At 66.7% G+C, this 17,027-nt stretch carries 16 protein-coding genes and 2 tRNA genes; 11 read left to right on the top strand and 7 right to left on the bottom strand.

From position 1 onward, the window contains the following. Positions 1–34 precede the first annotated feature (34 nt). Genes ACU0AG_RS12700 through ACU0AG_RS12690 form a run of 3 tightly spaced genes read right to left on the bottom strand, consistent with a single transcriptional unit; the run spans position 35 to position 1,349 of the window. Positions 35–415, bottom strand: a complete 381-nt coding sequence (locus tag ACU0AG_RS12700) for a hypothetical protein (RefSeq protein WP_482782649.1) — start codon at positions 413–415, stop codon at positions 35–37. Positions 416–441: 26 nt separating this feature from the next. Then, complete coding sequence (locus tag ACU0AG_RS12695) at positions 442–891, bottom strand: GFA family protein (protein ID WP_482782648.1); 450 nt, start codon at positions 889–891, stop codon at positions 442–444. Further along, entirely contained in the window at positions 888–1,349 is a 462-nt protein-coding gene (locus tag ACU0AG_RS12690; RefSeq protein ID WP_066525791.1) for an Lrp/AsnC family transcriptional regulator, read from the bottom strand. The genes ACU0AG_RS12695 and ACU0AG_RS12690 overlap by 4 nt, the downstream gene beginning before the upstream one ends. 283 nt (positions 1,350–1,632) lie before the next feature. On the opposite strand from ACU0AG_RS12690, the gene ACU0AG_RS12685 reads away from it, so the two are divergent. From ACU0AG_RS12685 to ACU0AG_RS12670, 4 genes are all read left to right on the top strand, one after another. Next, entirely contained in the window at positions 1,633–3,384 is a 1,752-nt protein-coding gene (locus ACU0AG_RS12685) for a histidine kinase dimerization/phospho-acceptor domain-containing protein (RefSeq protein ID WP_482782647.1), read from the top strand. Between the two features lie 20 nt (positions 3,385–3,404). After that, positions 3,405–4,406 (top strand): polysaccharide deacetylase family protein, encoded by a 1,002-nt coding sequence (locus ACU0AG_RS12680; RefSeq protein WP_482782646.1) that lies wholly within the window; start codon positions 3,405–3,407, stop codon positions 4,404–4,406. Between the two features lie 83 nt (positions 4,407–4,489). Beyond that, positions 4,490–4,562: transfer RNA gene (locus tag ACU0AG_RS12675), tRNA-Ile, on the top strand. A 40-nt stretch (positions 4,563–4,602) separates the two neighbouring features. After that, positions 4,603–4,679 (top strand) — tRNA-Pro (locus ACU0AG_RS12670). A gap of 25 nt (positions 4,680–4,704) precedes the next feature. Here the strand turns inward: ACU0AG_RS12670 and ACU0AG_RS12665 are convergent. Next, a complete protein-coding gene (locus tag ACU0AG_RS12665) occupies positions 4,705–6,120 on the bottom strand; it encodes a M28 family peptidase (protein WP_482782645.1) in 1,416 nt (471 codons plus the stop codon). 119 nt (positions 6,121–6,239) lie between these two features. Between ACU0AG_RS12665 and ettA the strand changes: the two genes are divergently transcribed. Next, on the top strand, positions 6,240–7,913 hold the full coding sequence (gene ettA, locus ACU0AG_RS12660) for an energy-dependent translational throttle protein EttA (protein WP_482782644.1): 1,674 nt from the start codon (positions 6,240–6,242) through the stop codon (positions 7,911–7,913). A gap of 114 nt (positions 7,914–8,027) precedes the next feature. Beyond that, positions 8,028–8,648 carry a diguanylate cyclase domain-containing protein gene (locus tag ACU0AG_RS12655; RefSeq protein ID WP_482782643.1) on the top strand — a complete coding sequence of 207 codons (621 nt, stop codon included), beginning with the start codon at positions 8,028–8,030 and terminating at the stop codon, positions 8,646–8,648. Positions 8,649–8,663: 15 nt separating this feature from the next. Here the strand turns inward: ACU0AG_RS12655 and ACU0AG_RS12650 are convergent, their stop codons facing one another. Further along, positions 8,664–9,251: a pyridoxamine 5'-phosphate oxidase family protein gene (locus ACU0AG_RS12650; RefSeq protein WP_482782642.1), complete on the bottom strand. Its 588-nt coding sequence runs from the start codon at positions 9,249–9,251 to the stop codon at positions 8,664–8,666. A 191-nt stretch (positions 9,252–9,442) separates the two neighbouring features. Between ACU0AG_RS12650 and ACU0AG_RS12645 the strand changes: the two genes are divergently transcribed. The 3 genes from ACU0AG_RS12645 to ACU0AG_RS12635 all read left to right on the top strand — a co-directional run bounded on the left by ACU0AG_RS12645 (position 9,443) and on the right by ACU0AG_RS12635 (position 11,439). Further along, the gene (locus tag ACU0AG_RS12645) at positions 9,443–10,366 is read left to right on the top strand and encodes a hypothetical protein (protein ID WP_482782641.1); all 924 of its coding nucleotides are present in this window, start codon (positions 9,443–9,445) and stop codon (positions 10,364–10,366) included. 141 nt (positions 10,367–10,507) lie between these two features. Next, complete coding sequence (locus ACU0AG_RS12640; RefSeq protein WP_482782640.1) at positions 10,508–10,693, top strand: RcnB family protein; 186 nt, start codon at positions 10,508–10,510, stop codon at positions 10,691–10,693. Positions 10,694–10,773: 80 nt separating this feature from the next. Further along, positions 10,774–11,439, top strand: coding sequence for a prolyl hydroxylase family protein (locus ACU0AG_RS12635; protein ID WP_482782639.1), 666 nt, complete (start codon positions 10,774–10,776; stop codon positions 11,437–11,439). Here ACU0AG_RS12635 and ACU0AG_RS12630 read toward each other — a convergent pair whose 3' ends face one another. Next, positions 11,440–11,829, bottom strand: a complete 390-nt coding sequence (locus ACU0AG_RS12630) for a hypothetical protein (protein WP_482782638.1) — start codon at positions 11,827–11,829, stop codon at positions 11,440–11,442. A 42-nt stretch (positions 11,830–11,871) separates the two neighbouring features. Continuing rightward, positions 11,872–13,488, bottom strand: coding sequence for a lysine--tRNA ligase (locus tag ACU0AG_RS12625; protein WP_482782637.1), 1,617 nt, complete (start codon positions 13,486–13,488; stop codon positions 11,872–11,874). Positions 13,489–13,843: 355 nt separating this feature from the next. Between ACU0AG_RS12625 and ACU0AG_RS12620 the strand changes: the two genes are divergently transcribed. After that, positions 13,844–16,483 (top strand): ATP-dependent DNA helicase, encoded by a 2,640-nt coding sequence (locus ACU0AG_RS12620; RefSeq protein ID WP_482782651.1) that lies wholly within the window; start codon positions 13,844–13,846, stop codon positions 16,481–16,483. Next, positions 16,480–17,019 (top strand): SixA phosphatase family protein, encoded by a 540-nt coding sequence (locus ACU0AG_RS12615; RefSeq protein WP_482782636.1) that lies wholly within the window; start codon positions 16,480–16,482, stop codon positions 17,017–17,019. The genes ACU0AG_RS12620 and ACU0AG_RS12615 overlap by 4 nt, the downstream gene beginning before the upstream one ends. Positions 17,020–17,027: the final 8 nt, after the last annotated feature.

The raw sequence follows: 17,027 nt of genomic DNA, 5'->3' as shown, positions 1-17,027 counted from the left end.
GCGGCGCATGGGTTCGCATCAGCGAACCTTCATATCAGAAGTCGATCTTCACCCGCACCTCGCCGCCCTGCGCGTTCCAGCCGCCGACACTCGGCGCGGTCGCGTTGGCTTCGGCGGCGGCCTTGTCGGAAAGCTTGATGCGTGCGCGGGGGATCGCGCCGCCGAAACCGTCATCGACGGGGCCAACCTGCGGGCCAAGGCGCTGCGAAGGGACGGCGGCAGCATCACAGACGACAATTTCGGGATTGAAGGGGTCAGGCACCGCATCACCGCAATCGTCTTCCGGTGGCGGCGGGACAAGCCGGGTGAGGTCGATCACCAGCGTTCCGTCCGCGCGCAGCTGATCGGTCGGAACGGTGGGCAATTCGGCAATCAATACGGGCGGATCGGGCGGGATCGGCGGCGGCTCGGTCATCGTCTGCGCTCCCTTTGGCGTCTCGCCTAGTCGCCGAAACTGAACCCCTGCGCCAACGCCTCGGCGATCACCTGCTCGCCTGTAAGCATCGGGCTTTCCTGTGCGATATCATACCAGTCGGGCTTTTCATCGATGAAAATCTGCTGCTCGATCCCGAAGCCTTCAGGCAGGTCGAACAGGCCTGCTAGGAACGAGCGGTTGCCGGTTGGCAAAAAGCGATACCACAGGTTGCTGCCGCAGGTGCCGCAGAAGGCGCGTTCGGCCCATTGGCTTGATCGGTAGACAGTGACGGCCTCCTCGCCAGTCACGTCGGCAGCCTCTCCCTTCACGCCCGCATAGAAGGCCCCGCCCCAGCGCTGACACATCGCGCAGTGGCAGATGTCGACTTCCGCCTGCATCGCGGTGACTGTGATCGAAACCGCGCCGCACAGGCAGTGCCCCGTGACCGGCTCCGCGAGGCGGGCTGCATCCGTCACAACGGAACGCCCGGCTCCTGCTTGGCGGTGCGGATGGTGAGCGAGGTCTTCACGCTTTCCACATTCGGGGCGGGCGTCAGCTTGCCGGTCAGGAATTCCTGGAAGCTCTGAAGATCCTTGCTCACGATCTTGAGGATGAAGTCGATTTCGCCGTTGAGCATATGGCATTCACGCACTTCGGGCAGCGCACGCATGTGCTCCTCGAATTCGCGCAAGCTGCTTTCGGCCTGGCTCTTGAGGCTGACCATCGCGAACACGGTGATCGCAAAGCCCAGTTTGGACGGATCGAGATCGGCATGATAGCCGCGGATCACGCCGTCTTCCTCCAGCCCGCGCACGCGGCGCAGACACGGCGGTGCGGTCAGGCCGACACGCTGCGCCAGTTCGACATTGGTCACCCGGCCTTCCGCCTGCAATTCGGCCAGCAGGCGGCGGTCGATTTCGTCCAGATTGGCCACTAGGCTAAAGCTCCCCAGACACAGCGGCGTTCACCACCCGGCAACGCTCGGTGCACTATGATCCCAAAGAAACAAGAGGCGCGCCGGATGGCCCGCTTCGCTAATATTATTAGGTCTGCCAGCAATTGTCCCGCTTTGCAACGCGCCTTGCACAGCCGCGTGTGACATTTGCTCCACCCTGATAGAACCGGCAGGTCATGAAGGCGGACTGCGCCTTCGTTCCGGGCCGCGATGATGCGATTCGGTCCGGCTCGCCGATATGGGGCCGATATGGGAGTGCCTGTTGTTCTTCGATGATCGCCTTGCCACTGTGCTGCGACAGCGCGTTACCGGCGAGGCGGGGCTGCGCACGCAGTTCAGGCAATTGCTCGATCTTCTGGGCAAGGGGCAAATTCGTGCTCCCGCCAGTTCCGATGACAGCCTGCTCGCCGCAGCATGGCTGCGGATGGACGCTCTGGCCGAAGCGATCCCCGCCGCTGAGCGGGCGCGCATGATCCGCGAGCCCGGCTGGCGGCTGCGCAACCCCGATCTTGCCGCCCATCTTGCCGAACAGGAGCCCGAGGTTGCTTCGGCTGCTCTCAATCGCGCCGATCTTTCCACTGCGGAGTGGACTGCGCTGATCCCGCGCATGCCGGTGCGCGCCAGAGGCTTCCTGCGCAACCGACGCGATCTGCCGGTCGATGTCGATGCCCTGCTCGAACGGCTTGGCGTGCATGATCGCGGACTACCTGCGCCCGACAACAACGCAGAGCCGCAGGCAACACCCCGACAGGGCGAGGCCGATCCCCCCGCTCCGCCGGTTGTTCCCGTTGCTCCCGCCCAGGCCCGGCCCACCCCGCTGCCCGTGCGCGACCGCGAGGACACCGGACGGAGCGAGATTTCCGCTCTGGTCGAACGTATCGCCCGGTTCCGCAAGGAACGCAGCAGCGACCCACGTGCCGAGTTCGAACATTCGCCGCGTCTGCCACTCGGCGAGGTGCCTGAACGGCCCGAACGGATTTCCGGCAGCTTCGGCTTCGCCACGGACACCACGGGCCGGATCGAGTGGGCTGCAAGCGAGGTCGCCGCGATGGTGATCGGCACTCGCCTTCTGGCCGCGACAGAGGCAGGCATCGAACGCGCCTTCGCCCGCCGCCAGCCGGTTGCCGGCGCGCCCGTGACGTTACAGGGCGCCCCTGCGATCGCCGGAGACTGGATCATCGATGCCGAACCGCGCTTTAGCGAGGAAGGGCATTTTGCCGGCTATCTCGGGCGCTTGCGCCGTGTGCCTGAGACCTCCGGCCAGCCCCCCAGGCCGGAACTGCGCGAAGCCGACCGCATCCGCCAGTTGCTGCACGAATTGCGCACTCCGGTCACTGCGGTGCAGGGCTATGCCGAAGTGATCCAGCAGCAGCTGTTCGGCCCTGCCCCGCATGAATATCGCGCTCTGGCGGCGGCAATCGCCGCGGATGCCGCGCGCATTCTGGCAGGCTTCGACGAGCTTGACCGGTTGGCAAGGATGGAAACCGGAGCGATGGCCATCGATCCGGGCGAAACCGATTTCGCCGCCCTGCTCCGCCGCACGATTGCCCAGATCGCGCCGGTGCTCGAACCGAAAGGCGCAGCGCTTGTTCCCGGTTTTGCCCCTGACACCACAGTGCTGGCGGCGATCGACCCCGATGATGCCGAGGCGCTGGTGTGGCGCGTGCTGGCGAGCCTTGCGGCGCTGTGTTCGCAAGACGAGCAGCTTGCGCTCCGGCTCGATCCGCTGATCGGGGCCAGCGGCGCAATGGTGCGGCTTTCCTGCACTTTGCCCGCAAGGCTGGCGGCAAAGGACAATCTGTTCGGCGCAACGCCGCAGGCGACAGCCGGTGCGCTCAATGCCGGATTGTTCGGTGCGGGCTTTGCGTTGCGGCTGGCCCGGGCCGAAGCCCGCAGCATCGGGGGCGATCTTGTCCGCCATGGCGTCGAGGCCGTCCTCACCCTGCCGCTCTTGACCGATGCAGCCCGCTTTTCTAGCGCGGGAACCGGAGGGACTCACGCCGCCACGGCCTGAGCTTCCGGGGGATAGACGCAATGCCAAGCGGTTCGATGCTCGATGTGCCATCGGCGGGCAGCAGAGCCAGATTCGCGCCCGGCTTTGGCCAGCGCGTGCTGCTGACAGTCGATACCGAAGAGGAATTCGATTGGCGCGCGCCCTTCCGCAGCGACGGCTACGGCCTCAGCCATGTAACCGCCATCCCCCGCTTCCAGAGCTTCTGCGAAAGCATCGGCGCCCATCCTGTCTATCTGGTGGATTGGCCGATCGTGCAGGATGCCGCTGCAGTCGAGATCATCGGCGATGCCGTGCGCCGCGGCACTGCCGACGTCGGGGTGCAGCTCCACCCCTGGGTCAATCCGCCCTTCCATGAAGAGGTTTGCGTGCGCAACTCCTTCGCCGGAAACCTGCAGCCTGATCTGGAGGCGGCCAAATTCATGGGCCTGCGCGATGCGATCGAAGCCGCGTTCGGCACCGCGCCGCTGATCTACCGCGCCGGCCGGTACGGATTGGGCCCGAACACCGCCGGTCTGCTGAAGCGCGCCGGCATCCGGATCGACACCTCGGTCCGAACCCTGTTCGATTACAGCGACCAGGGCGGGCCGGATTACAGCAACCACCCGCTGCTGCCCTACTGGGTGGATAGGGACAGGACGCTGCTGGAATTGCCCGTCACCAGCATTTACGCCGGACCTTTGCGGCAGTTCGGGCCGGCACTGCACCGGGCGCAGCGGCACCTGCCCACATTCTTCTCGGGCTTTTCACGCTTCAACCTGCTGGAACGCATCGCCCTGACACCCGAGGGCGTGACCGCCGACGAGGCGTTGAGGGGGGTCGACATCGCGCTGCGTACAGGCGTTCCGGTGCTGGTGCTGTCGTTCCACAGCCCCACTCTGGCCCCCGGCTTCACGCCCTATGCCGCCACGCAGGAAGGTGTCGAGACGCTCTATGCCTGGTTCGCGGCGATCTATGCCGAACTTGACCGGCGCGGCGTCAGGTCGGTGACAGTCGGCGAGATCGTCGCTGCCACCGGCGGCTGAAGCAACAGCGATCGTTGCTTGTCTCGCCGCCGCTGCCGGAGTAGGGGCGCGCAACGCCCTGCCGTCCGGTGCCGTGTTCCCACGGGCCTGTAGCTCAGCGGTTAGAGCTGGCCGCTCATAACGGCTAGGTCGCGGGTTCGAATCCTGCCGGGCCCACCGGGACGCAGGCCAAGGACCGGCAGAGGCGTGGCAACGTCGGGGAGTAGCGCAGTCTGGTAGCGCATCTGCTTTGGGAGCAGAGGGTCGCAGGTTCGAATCCTGTCTCCCCGACCACTTTTCGCCCGCGCTGGGGTAGTCGTCACTTTTGCATGATTGCGGGCGCGGCGGGAACCGGTCCACCGGTGCGGATATCGCCTTCCTCAGCTGCAAGAATACCGACCACCTGCGTCCACACTGCGACATTCTGGCGCAATTGCACAATGTCGATCTTGTCGAGCGTGTCGTCGGGCGTGTGGTGCAGGTCGAAATAGCGGGTGCCGTCCTGCTGAAGATCGATCAGTGCGCCCTTCTGGTCGCGCACGATGTTGAGGTCTGCGCCGCCGGTTGCAGGCTCGCTGCCCGCCGACACGCCGAAGCGGGCGACGGCGGCGGCGATCTTCCTGTGCAGCGCCGGATTGCTCTCGCGGAAATTGCTGTCGAAACGCCAGATCCGGTCCGCGCCGAAATCGCTTTCGAGGCCGACCGCGATCGGCTCGTTGATATGGGCGGCGCTATAGGCCTTGCTGCCCCACAGCCCGGTTTCCTCTGCCCCTGCCAGCAGCACGCGGATGGTGCGCAGCGGGCGGCCGCTCATGCTGACATTGCGGGCGGCGGCGATGATGATCCCGCAGCCTGCGCCATCATCGAAGGCCCCCGGAGCATTCCACCAGCTGTCGATATGGCAGGCCAGCAGCACCGGCGGGAGCGACGGATTGCGCCCGACGATCTCGCCCACGACATTGCCGCTCTCGGTCTGGCCGATCTGGCGCGGGTTCATTTCCAGCCTGAGAGTGACAGGCTTGCCCTTGGCCCGCGCAAACATGCGTTCGAGGTTCTCGGCATCGGGAAGGCTGAGAGCGCCCGCCGGGATCGCCTTCACCCCTTGCGGAAAGCTGGTGCCGCCAGTGTGCGGGTTGCGGTGATGATCGGTGCCGACCGACTTGATCACCACGCCAATCGCACCCTTGCTCGCCGCAAGGCCGGGGCCGACCCAGCGCGCAGGTCCGGCAAAGCCGTAATGCGAGCCGTCCTGCGCCGGACGCATCTGGTGGCTGACATAGGCAATCTTGCCCGTGAGGCTGCCCTCGGGCGCGGCGCGCAAATCATCGATAGTGCGGAAGAACACCACTTCCGCCTCGATCCCGCCCGCAGGCGTCGCAGCCGAATTGCCGAGCGGCAGCACCACCAGATCCTGCGCAAAGGGGCCGGTCACACGGGCGCGGGCGATATCGCCCGGCACCCAGGTGTCCATCATGAAGGGTTCGATCGCAACGTTCTGAAAGCCGTATTGCTTCAGCCATGCCGCCGACCATTCGCGCGCCCGCGCCTCGGCCTCGGTGCCGGCCTGCCGCGGGCCGACTTCGGTGGTCAGCCCTTCGACGAAGGCATAGGCATAATCATCGCTCGCCAGCGCCAGATCGGCCCGCTGCGCCAGATCGAGCGGTGGCGGGGGAACGTTGGCGGCGGCGGGGACACAAAGCGAAAGGGCGGCAAGCGCGGTCAGGGTGCGGTTCATGGTTCGCGGTGCTATCGGGCGAAGGCGTGCAAGTCTAGCCGCTTGCCCTTCCCCCTCCCCTTCCCTATCTGCGCACGCAAACATCCAACCCAATCTTACGATCCCGAAGGACCCATCCGATGGCCGCCCAATACGCCTATGTCATGAAGGGCATGACCAAGACCTTTCCCGGTGCGCAGAAGCCGGTGCTGAACAATATCTCGCTCCAGTTCTATCAGGGCGCGAAGATCGGCATCGTCGGCCCCAACGGCGCGGGCAAATCGACCCTGATCAAGATCATGGCCGGGATCGACAAGGACTTCACCGGCGAAGCATGGCCGGGTGAGAACATCACCGTCGGCTATCTTGAACAGGAGCCGGAACTCGATCCGACCAAGACCGTGCTCGAGAACGTGCGTGAAGGCGCGAAGGAAACTGCCGATCTCGTCGCGCGCTTCAACGAAGTCAGCGCGCTGATGTGCGAGCCTGACGCCGATTTCGACACCCTCGGCGCGGAAATGGGCGAGTTGCAGGACAAGATCGACGCGGTTGACGGCTGGACGCTCGACAACCAGCTGGAAGTCGCGATGGAAGCCCTGCGCTGCCCGCCGGGCGACTGGCCGGTGAAGGACCTGTCGGGCGGCGAAAAGCGCCGCGTCGCGCTCACCCGCCTGCTGATCCAGAAGCCCTCGATCCTGCTGCTGGACGAGCCGACCAACCACCTCGACGCCGAGAGCGTCCAGTGGCTCGAAAACCACCTCAAGGATTACGCGGGTGCGGTGCTGATGATCACCCACGACCGCTATTTCCTCGATAACGTGGTCGAGTGGATCCTCGAACTCGATCGCGGTTCCTACTACCCCTACGAAGGCAACTATTCGACCTATCTCGAAAAGAAGGCCAAGCGTCTGGAGCAGGAAAGCCGCGAGGAAAGCGGCAAACAGAAGGCGCTGCAACGCGAACTCGAGTGGATCCGCCAGACCCCGGCCGCGCGCCAGACCAAGTCCAAGGCGCGTATCCGCAAGTTCGAGGAACTCCAGAACAGCCAGGACAACCGTCAGGTCGGCAAGGCGCAGATCGTCATCCAGGTGCCCGAGCGCCTCGGCGGCAAGGTGATCGAAGCCAAAAACATCTCCAAGGCCTATGGCGACAAGCTGCTGTTCGAAAACCTTTCCTTCATGCTCCCCCCGGGCGGGATCGTGGGCGTGATCGGCCCGAACGGCGCGGGCAAATCGACGCTCTTCAAGATCCTCACCGGCAAGGAAACCCCTGACAGCGGCACGATCGAGATCGGTTCCACGGTGCGGCTCGGTTACGTCGACCAGAGCCGCGACCACCTCGATCCGACCAAGAACGTCTGGGAGGAAATCTCCGACGGGCTCGATTACATGAAGGTCAACGGGCAGGACATGTCGACCCGCGCTTACGTTGGGGCGTTCAACTTCAAGGGCGCGGACCAGCAGAAGAACGTGGGCAAGCTTTCGGGCGGTGAACGCAACCGCGTGCACATGGCCAAGATGCTGAAGCAGGGCGGCAACGTGCTGCTGCTCGACGAGCCGACCAACGACCTCGACGTGGAAACGCTGGCGGCGCTGGAAGACGCGATTGAAAACTTCGCGGGCTGCGCCGTGGTCATCAGCCACGACCGCTTCTTCCTCGACCGTCTGGCCACCCACATCCTCGCCTTCGAAGGCAACAGCCATGTCGAATGGTTCGAAGGCAACTTCGAAGCCTACGAGGAAGACAAGCGCCGCCGTCTGGGCGATGCCGCCGACCGTCCGACGCGCCTCGCCTACAAGAAGCTGACGCGCTGATAGTGCAATCGTGCGGGGCGCAATGTTGCGTCCCGCCGAACGGCTTTACGCCGCCTTAACCAGAGCTACGCAATTCTCCTTGCGATAAAGAGGTCGCAAAGGGGGCGCAGGGGCGTGTTCACCGGTATCGAAGTGCCACTGGAGGTGGCAGGATTGCTGTGCGCGCTGTGTCTGGGCGCGGGCCTTGCTGCGGGACGCTGGCCCATGCAGCGCTCGCCGGAACGGCGAAGCAGCCCGCTCGACGCCATGCTGCACCCCGCCACGCTTGGCCCCGCGATCGACCTTGCCAGCCGCCGCAATGCCATGCGCGAGGCGTCCCGCGCTGTGCTCTATGGCCGGATCGACCAGCTCGCCGGCCTGCGCGAGGAGATGCGCGGTCAGGTTGCCGATGTGATGCGCGCCGGGCTGCGGCGCGGTGACCACTTCGAAGGGATCGCCGGCGACGGCTTCACCATCGTCATCCCCGGCGCTGACGAACGCAGTGCGACGCGGATTGCCGACAGGCTCCGCCGCAGCCTCGACCGCCTGCGCCACGCTCATCCCGGCCTCACCGCCAGCTTCGGTGTGGCGGCGGGCGATGCGGGAGAGGGCAGCGACACTATCGCCATGCGCGCACGGCAGGCCTTGCAGGCGGCGATTGCGCGCGGCGAGGATCACGTGATCGCGGCCAGCGAGATCGAGGAAGTGATCTATCTCCCCGCACCCGCGCCTTCGCAGGTGGCCAGCGCGGCCTGAACCGCAGCGGCGCAATCAGGGTGAAACCCAGCGCCCCGCCCAGTCAGGCCCGTTCGCGCCCCGCTCGAACTGCGCCCGCACATGGCCGGTATGGGCGAGATAGAGCCAGTCGAGGTGCGTCAGGGTGATCATCAGCAGCGCGAAGTTTTCCCGCGCCGGGATCAGCTGCGCATCATCAGGCTCGACCCCTTCGAATTCGGGCGGAAGACCCGATGTCGGCGTGTCCGACGCTGTGCCCGGTCCGTCTCCCAGATAGCAGCGGCGGGCAAAGTTGGTGCCGGCTGCCCATGCGGCGTCGACCTGCGGGCCTTCGGTCAGGATCGCAGCCGTGCCCCGCGCCCGGATCTGCACCTTGGCGCCCTTGTCATAGAACAGCACCGCAACCCGCGGATCGGCGGCGATCACGCCCGCCTTGGGGGACCGCGCATCGGTGTGGAGCCGCAAGGTCCATGCGTTGCTGTCAAACGCCCGCAGCACCATCACCCGCGCATCGACATCGCCCGTGACGATCACCGGCGTGTGCATCGGCGACTTGCGGTCGCGGGGCGCGCGAATCAGGCGGTTGCGGCAGTCCTGCCGGACATCATCGAGGGTCTCGAACATAGGCTGCCGCCTTTGGGCGCATTGCCCTGCCAGTCAAGCCGGTGGGACACCCCGACCAGCCACATTCATTTTATCCGCAATTTTTCTGAATATCGGTGATCCGGTTCATCCCTGCGACAGTCTGCGCGGCGTAGTCCCCGACTCCTCAACTAGCCGCTTGTGGTGGGCCGGCGACACTGGAGGTACTCGTGATGATGAACCTTTATGCCAAGGGCGGATCGCTGGCGGCTTTGGCCCTTGCGCTCGCCTTTACCCTGCCCGCAGCCCCTGCCGCCGCGCAGGATGCCCCCGATGCGCGGATGGAAGCGCGGGCGCAGGTGCGCGCCGAACGCCAGCAGATGCGGATGGAAAATCGCGGCAACCGTGGCGAGGCGCGGATCGAGCGCACCGCCCAGCCGGCTCCGCCCCGCGTGGCACCCCAGCGCACAGCCCCCCAGCGCACCGCGCCCCCTCCGCGTGTCGATGTTCGCCCCCAGCCTCCTGTCGCTCGCGGCTTTGGCGGGGACACCATCAACCGCGCCCGGCAGGTGGAGCGGGCCGAGAGGATCGACCGCCGCAGCGAAGTGCGGGCCGACCGCGTCGACCGCCGCGGCGAGTTCCGCGCCGATCAGGTTGACCGGCGGAGCGAAGGGCGCGCCGAGCGGATCGAGCGTCGCGGCGATTTCCGTGCCGACCAGCTTGACCGGCGCGGCCGTGACAACGTGGCGGACCGTGTCGACCGCCGCAGCGAGGTGCGTTCCGACCGCGTCGAGCGGCGCGGTGATTTCCGCGCAGTCCGGATCGAAGATCGCGGTGACCGCCGCGCCGATCGCATCGAGGATCGCGGCGACCGCCGGGCAGACCGCGTGGTTACCGGACGCGACAACTGGCGCGACAATGACGGTCGCCGCGATGGCTGGCGCGACAACGACGGCCGTCGGGACAACTGGCGCGATGGCCGCCGCGACAACGACGGTCGCCGGGACAACTGGCGCGATGGTCGCCGTGACAATGACCGGCGCGGAGACTGGCGGGGCGGCAACGACCGCCGCTTCGACGGGCGCGGTAACGATTGGCGGCGCAACAACTGGCGTCAGGACGACTGGCGCTGGAACTGGCGCGGTCGCGACGGCTGAGACAACCGCAACTTCACCCGCTGGGATCGCGGCTGGCGTTCGAACCGCAGCTACAACTGGGTCGATTTCCGGCGCGGCAACCGCTTCCACTATCGCCCCGGACCGTATTTCGCGCCGTTCCGTTCGCACGTTTACAGCCGGGTGGGCATCGGGTTCTATCTCGACAGCCTGTTCTTCCAGCCGCGCTTCTTCATCAACGATCCCTGGGCCTATCGCCTGCCGCCGGTTTACGGGCCTTACCAGTGGGTCAGGTATTATGACGATGTCGTGCTGGTCGATATCTACACCGGTGAAGTCGTAGATGTGATCCACGATTTCTTCTGGTGAGAAACCCTTCCCCCGCACCCCCCGCCGGAGCGATCCGGCGGGGGTTTTTCCTTGCCCGCAAGATGCGCTAACCCCCGCACATGACAGCGCCGCCCGTTCCCGATCAGCACGCCCTCGCCCGCGTCGGCGCAGCGGTGCGGACGCGGCTGGCGGGCAATCCGGCGGTGTTCCCGATTGCCAATGACCATGTCGAACTCTTCGCGGTCGGCGATTTCCTGTCCGGCGAGGAATGCATCCGGCTGTGCGCCATGATCGACGCCGTCGCCCGCCCTTCGGCCTTGCACGAGCTTGATTACGCCAGCGGGTTCCGCACCTCCTTTTCGGGCGATCTCGATCCGCATGATCCCTTCATCGCCGGGATCTCGCAGCGCATCGACGCGCTGCTCGGCCTCGATGCGGCGCTGGGTGAGCCGGTGCAGGGCCAACGCTATCTGCCCGGCCAGCAGTTCAAGCCGCATAATGACTGGTTCTACACAACCGAAGGATACTGGCCGCAGGAAGAGGCGCGCGGCGGGCAGAGAAGCTGGACCGCGATGGCCTATCTCAATGCTGTGGAGGCAGGCGGCGCAACCGCCTTCACCCTGCCCGGCATCGCAATCGAGCCGAAGCCCGGCGTCCTGCTGCTGTGGAACAACGCCCTGCCCGATGGCCGCCCGAACGAAGGCACGCTCCATGCCGGATTGCCGGTGGAGCGGGGCGCGAAATACATCATCACCAAGTGGTATCGCACCCGCCGGTGGTGCTGATCACCCGGCGATGATCTCCACCCACTCCGCCTTGACCCAGCCCCAGTCGCACGGCCCAAGATAGGGCATGTCTTCATCGACCGGCGACGAGACTTCGCAATCGAGATCGGGGTTATGGCTGTAGACGATGCCGAGCCAGTCCTCGCTCGCCTCGCACACCCACACCGGGTCGCCGTGCACCAGCGTATCGGTGTATTCGAGATCGGTGGAGTCGCCCGGAAACACCATCACCGCGCCCATCTCCGGCCCGGTCGGCGGATCGTTGATCATGCCGTAGGCGCAAGGGTCCAGCCCCTCGCCGCCGGTCAGCACCACCGGGCGGTTGCCCCCGGTGAACATCGGCTGAGCCAGCCCCGCAGGGGCCACGGCCAGCACCGCGAGTGCGGTCACAAACGCAACTGAAGGGGTTCGCATCGCAGGTTTCTCCTGTGGTCAGGCCTTGGCCAGCGCCTCGGCGATCAGCTGGCGGGTCGGCGCAATGCCGTAAAGCGCGATGAAGCTGCCCATGCGCGGCCCCTGTTCGGAGCCGAGCAGCGTCTCGTAGAGCGCCTTGAACCAGTCGCGCAGGGTTTCGAAGCCGAACTCGGGCTGCTTGCCGATTTCATAGACGATGGTCTGCAAATCCTCGGCGCTGGTGGCGGGATCCGCCGCTGCCAGCGCCGCGTCAAGCGCCCACAGCGCGGCGACCTCGTTATCGACCGGCGCCCGCTTCACCAGCGTCGGCGCCACGAAATCGCGGTTATAGGCGAGCGCCTTCATCACCAGCACATCCAGCGCAGGGTGCGCCGCCGGATCGGCATTGGCGACATAATTGCCGAGGTATGACCACACCGCCTCATGCGTCGCGCCCGCGCCCAGCACGCCCACAAGGTTCAGCAGCAGGCTGAACGGCACCGGCAGGGCATCGCCCGCACCGGGAGCCTCGGCCCCCGCATGATGTTCGTTGGCGCGCAGCAGGTGCCACACCGGATTGCCCAGCTGCTTGTCGATGTCCTGCCCCGGCAGAGCGGCACGGAACTGCCAGTAATCGTCGATCGCCTTGGGGATCACGCCCACATGCAGCTGCTTGGCGCTCTTGGGATTGGCGAAGATGTAATAGCCCAACGATTCCTCGCTGCCGTATTCGAGCCATTGCTCGATCGAGAGGCCATTGCCCTTGGACTTGGAGATCTTCTCGCCCTTGGCATCGAGGAACAGCTCGTAGATCAGGCCCTCGGGCTTGTGGCCGCCCAGCACGCGGGCGATCTTGCCCGACTGGATGCCGCTATCGGTCAGGTCCTTGCCATACATCTCGTAATCGACCCCGAGCGCCACCCAGCGCATCGCCCAGTCGACCTTCCACTGGCACTTGGCCATGCCGCCAAGGGCCGACTGTTCGACTTGCGTGCCGTCCTCGTCGGTGAAACGGATCAGGCCGGCGGCCGCGTCCACCACTTCGATCGGCACCTGCAACACCGCGCCGGTGGTGGGGCTGATCGGCATGACCGGCGAATAGGTGCGGCGGCGTTCCTCGCCCAGCGTCGGCAGCATGATGTCCATGATCGCGCCGAAATTGGCGAGCACGCCCTTCAGCGCATCATCGAAGCGGCCCGAATTGTAGCAATCCGACGAGCTGACGAATTCATACTCGAACCCGAAGCGGTCGAGGAAGTCGCGCAGCATCGCGTTGTTGTGCGCGGCAAAGCTTTCGAACTTTTCGAAGGGATCGGGGATGCGCGACAGCGGCTTGCCGAGGTGTTCGGCCAGCATCGCCTGATTGGGGACGTTGTCGGGCACCTTGCGCAGACCGTCGAGGTCGTCGGAGAAGGCCACCAGCCGCGTCGGCGCGCCGCCGGTCAGCGCTTCATAGGCGCGGCGGACCAGCGTGGTGCGCAGCACTTCCTGAAAGGTGCCGATGTGCGGCAGGCCCGACGGGCCATAGCCGGTTTCGAACAGCACGCCGCCGGGTTTGCCCTCCGGCATCCGCTTGGCAAGGCGCTGGGCTTCCTGAAACGGCCAGGCCTTGGAATTGCGGGCAGCGGTGACGAGGTCTTGCGGAGTGATGGTCATAGCGCTGGCGGCTATTAGGCATGCGCGGGCCGCTTGCAAGCGGCAATGGCAGGCGGGCACCGGAGCAATGTTTCACGTGAAACATCGCCGGATATGGCCCGAAAAGGGGCCTAAAAGGGGTCTAGAGGGGGTCTAGAGCAACCTAGACGGGGTCTGGCGTGCACTGGCGTGCTGCTTTGCAGGATCGGGAAAAAGGGCTGGCCCCGCGTTTACTTTGCGCCCCGCCCGCCCCATCCTTGGGCGCGTGACGCTCCCCGCCGCCATCCCCCTCACCGCGCTCCACGCCAGCCATGGCGGGCATTGGTTGCGCGCCGGAGACGGCCGCACCAATGCCGTGTCCAAGGGCGATGCGATCATGGCCGCCGCCGATACGCCGGTGCTGCTGATCAATGCGCCGCTGGTGGCGAGCCGGCTGGGCTATCCCGACCTGTCGGGGCTGGATGTGCTGGAGGCCTTTGCCTTCATCCATCCGGCGCGCTTCTGCGTGCCGACCCCGCGGGGTCTGGCCGAGGCGCTGGGCCTGCCGCTGCCCGAAGGCGACGAGGGCGTGCCCGAACTGCTGCAACAGGCGGCAGGCGCGCTGGTGGCCGCCTGCGCCGATCCCGCATGGCCCGAACGCGAAGGCGCGTGGAGCGCGCTCCAGAGCCTCGAACGGCTGCGCTGGCCGTGGGCGCAGGTCCTGAAACCCCACATCGCCAAGCCGCAGCGCGCCGAACGCTGGCTGTTCGCCCGCCTGCCCGAATGGGAGGAAGCGGGCGAGCGCCCTGCCCCGCGTCAGGTGGAGCTGGCCGCGCCCGCCGTGGTCGAACAGCTCGCCCGCCTAACCGGCGAAGGCGCCGAAAGCCGCGAGGGCCAGCGCGCCTATGCGCAGGACGTGGCGCGCATCTTCGCCCCGCGCTCTGCCCCCGGCCGCCCGCATCTGGCGCTGGCGCAGGCGGGCACGGGGATCGGCAAGACGCTGGGCTATCTCGCGCCCGCCTCGCTGTGGGCGGCGCAGAGCGGGGGGACGGTGTGGGTATCGACCTTCACCAAGAACCTGCAACGGCAACTGCGCGCCGAAAGCCGCCGCGCATGGCCCGTCCGCCGCCCCGACGGCACCCCGCCGGTGGTGGTGCGCAAGGGCCGCGAGAATTACCTCTGCCTGCTCAATCTGGAAGACGCGCTGCAAGGCGGGTTCGCCGGGCGGCCCGCGGTGCTGGCGCAGCTGGTGGCGCGCTGGGGCGCCTATACCCGCGATGGCGACATGATCGGCGGCGATCTGCCCGGCTGGCTCGGCACGCTGTTCAGGAAGCGGGGCATCGCGGCGCTGACCGACCAGCGCGGCGAGTGCATCTATGCCGGCTGCCCGCATTACCGCAAATGCTTCATCGAACGCGCCGCCCGCGATTCGGCACAGGCCGATCTCGTCATCGCCAACCACGCGCTGGTGATGGTCAACGCCGCCCGCGCCCGCGACCCGAACCAGCGCCCGACGCGGCTGATCTTCGACGAAGGCCACCACGTGTTCGATGCGGCCGACAGCACTTTCGCCGCCACGCTCAGCGGTCAGGAGACGATCGAACTCAGGCGCTGGATCATCGGGCCGGAGAAGGAATCGCGCGGGCGCAGACGCGGTCTCGCCGCGCGCCTTGCTGACCTTGCAAGTTACGACGATGCGGGCGCGGAGGCCATCGCTGCCGCCTGCAAGGCGGGGCAAATGCTCCCCTCGGACGGCTGGCTCCAGCGGCTCAATGAAAACGCGCCCTTCGGCCCGGTCGAAGCGCTGCTCGCCGCCGTGCGCACCGCCACCTATGCCCGCGACGAAAGCGGCGGGGTGGATGCAGGCTATGGCATCGAGACCGAAGCAGCGGGCTTGCCGGGCGAGGTGATCGAGGCCGCGGGCGCGGCGGCAGAGGCGCTCGCCAGCATCCGCGTGCCGTTGATCCGGCTGGGGGGGCGGCTGGAGGCGATCCTGGCCGAGCCGCCCGACTGGCTCGACGCGCAAGGACGCGCGCGGATCGAAGGGGCGCGGTTCGCGCTGGCGTGGCGGATCGATCTGATCGCGGCTTGGGAAGCCCTGCTCGACCGGCTGGGCGGCCCCGCTGACCCCGAATTCGTCGACTGGCTGGCGGTTGACCGCAGCGACGCCCGCGAATTCGATGTCGCCATCCACCGCCGCTGGCTCGATCCGATGAAGCCCTTTGCCCGCGTGGTGCTGGAGCCTGCGCATGGCGTGCTGCTGACCAGCGCGACCCTGACCGACCGCACCACCAGCGACGATGTGTGGGCCAGCGCCATCGCCCGTTCCGGCGCGGCGCATGTGGAAAGCCAGCCGCTGCTGTCGGCGGCGGAAAGCCCGTTCGATTACGCGGGCCGGGCCGAGGTGCTGATCGTCACCGACATCAAAAAGGGCGATCTGCCCGCGCTGGCGGGGGCCTATGCGCGGATTATCGAGGCGACCGGCGGCGGTGTGCTGGGGCTGTTCACCGCGATCCGGCGTTTGCGGGCGGTCTATGGCCGGATTGCCGACCGGCTCGCGCGGGCGGGCCTGCCGGTCTATGCCCAGCATGTCGATCCGATCGACACCGGCACGCTGGTCGACATTTTCCGCGACGATCCCCGCGCCAGCCTGATCGGCACCGATGCCCTTCGCGATGGCGTGGACGTGCCGGGGCATAGCTTGCGCTGCGTGGTGATGGAGCAAGTGCCATGGCCGCGCCCCGATATCCTGCACAAGGCGCGCCGGGCGGCAGGCGGCGGCAGCGCCTATGACGACCGGATCATCCGCGCGCGGCTGGCGCAGGCCTTCGGGCGGTTGATCCGCAGCAAGGATGATGCGGGGCACTTCATCGTCCTCTCCCCATCCTTCCCCACCCGCCTGCTGGCCGCCTTCCCGCCCGGCACGCCGGTGCTGCGGGTGACGCTTGATGAGGCTTTACAACGGCTCGCCGCTGGTGTTGGGGGCAACCAGAGCAAGGATGGGTCTGTCCCCGCCGCAGGAGCATTGCAGCCATGAAAATTCTCGGCCTCCTGCGCCATGCCAAGTCCGACTGGGACGATACCAGCCAGCGCGATTTCGACCGCGGCCTCAACGCGCGCGGGCGCAAGGGGGCCGAGTTGATCGGCAGGCACATCCGCGATCATGGGGTGAAGTGGGACAAGGTGATCGCCAGCCCCGCCGTGCGCGTGAAGCTGACGCTGGAAGGCGCGATGCCCGATGTAACGCCGGTCTATGACCAGCGGCTCTACCTCGCCAGTTTCGACACCATCGTCGAGACGATCGAGGCGCATGCCGGCAGCGGCGCGGACGAAGCCAAAGCGATCCTGATTGCGGGCCACAATCCCGGCCTTCAGGATGTTCTGCTGGAACTGGTCGCGCCGGGCAAGGAAAACGCCCTGTTCAAGGAAGCGGTGGTGAAATTCCCGACCGCCGCCTACGCCGTGCTCGAATGCGATATTGCGCACTGGAGCGAGCTGAAGCGCTATTGCGCGGAGCTGGTGCATTTCGCCCGCCCCCGCGATCTTGATCCCGACCTCGGGCCGGAAGCCTGACCCTGACC

This window comes from Erythrobacter sp. RANMB8, from assembly GCF_056848235.1.
This window is presented reverse-complemented; position numbering and strand designations above follow the sequence as displayed.

What these genes read in the sequence shown, in the direction of transcription:
- ACU0AG_RS12700 (WP_482782649.1), bottom strand. Translation starts at nt 415, where the DNA reads ATGACCGAGCCGCCGCCGATCCCGCCCGATCCGCCCGTATTGATTGCC.
- ACU0AG_RS12680 (WP_482782646.1), top strand. Translation starts at nt 3,405, where the DNA reads ATGCCAAGCGGTTCGATGCTCGATGTGCCATCGGCGGGCAGCAGAGCC.
- ACU0AG_RS12665 (WP_482782645.1), bottom strand. Translation starts at nt 6,120, where the DNA reads ATGAACCGCACCCTGACCGCGCTTGCCGCCCTTTCGCTTTGTGTCCCC.
- ettA (WP_482782644.1), top strand. Translation starts at nt 6,240, where the DNA reads ATGGCCGCCCAATACGCCTATGTCATGAAGGGCATGACCAAGACCTTT.
- ACU0AG_RS12650 (WP_482782642.1), bottom strand. Translation starts at nt 9,251, where the DNA reads ATGTTCGAGACCCTCGATGATGTCCGGCAGGACTGCCGCAACCGCCTG.
- ACU0AG_RS12645 (WP_482782641.1), top strand. Translation starts at nt 9,443, where the DNA reads ATGATGAACCTTTATGCCAAGGGCGGATCGCTGGCGGCTTTGGCCCTT.
- ACU0AG_RS12635 (WP_482782639.1), top strand. Translation starts at nt 10,774, where the DNA reads ATGACAGCGCCGCCCGTTCCCGATCAGCACGCCCTCGCCCGCGTCGGC.
- ACU0AG_RS12625 (WP_482782637.1), bottom strand. Translation starts at nt 13,488, where the DNA reads ATGACCATCACTCCGCAAGACCTCGTCACCGCTGCCCGCAATTCCAAG.
- ACU0AG_RS12620 (WP_482782651.1), top strand. Translation starts at nt 13,844, where the DNA reads ATGGCCGCCGCCGATACGCCGGTGCTGCTGATCAATGCGCCGCTGGTG.
- ACU0AG_RS12615 (WP_482782636.1), top strand. Translation starts at nt 16,480, where the DNA reads ATGAAAATTCTCGGCCTCCTGCGCCATGCCAAGTCCGACTGGGACGAT.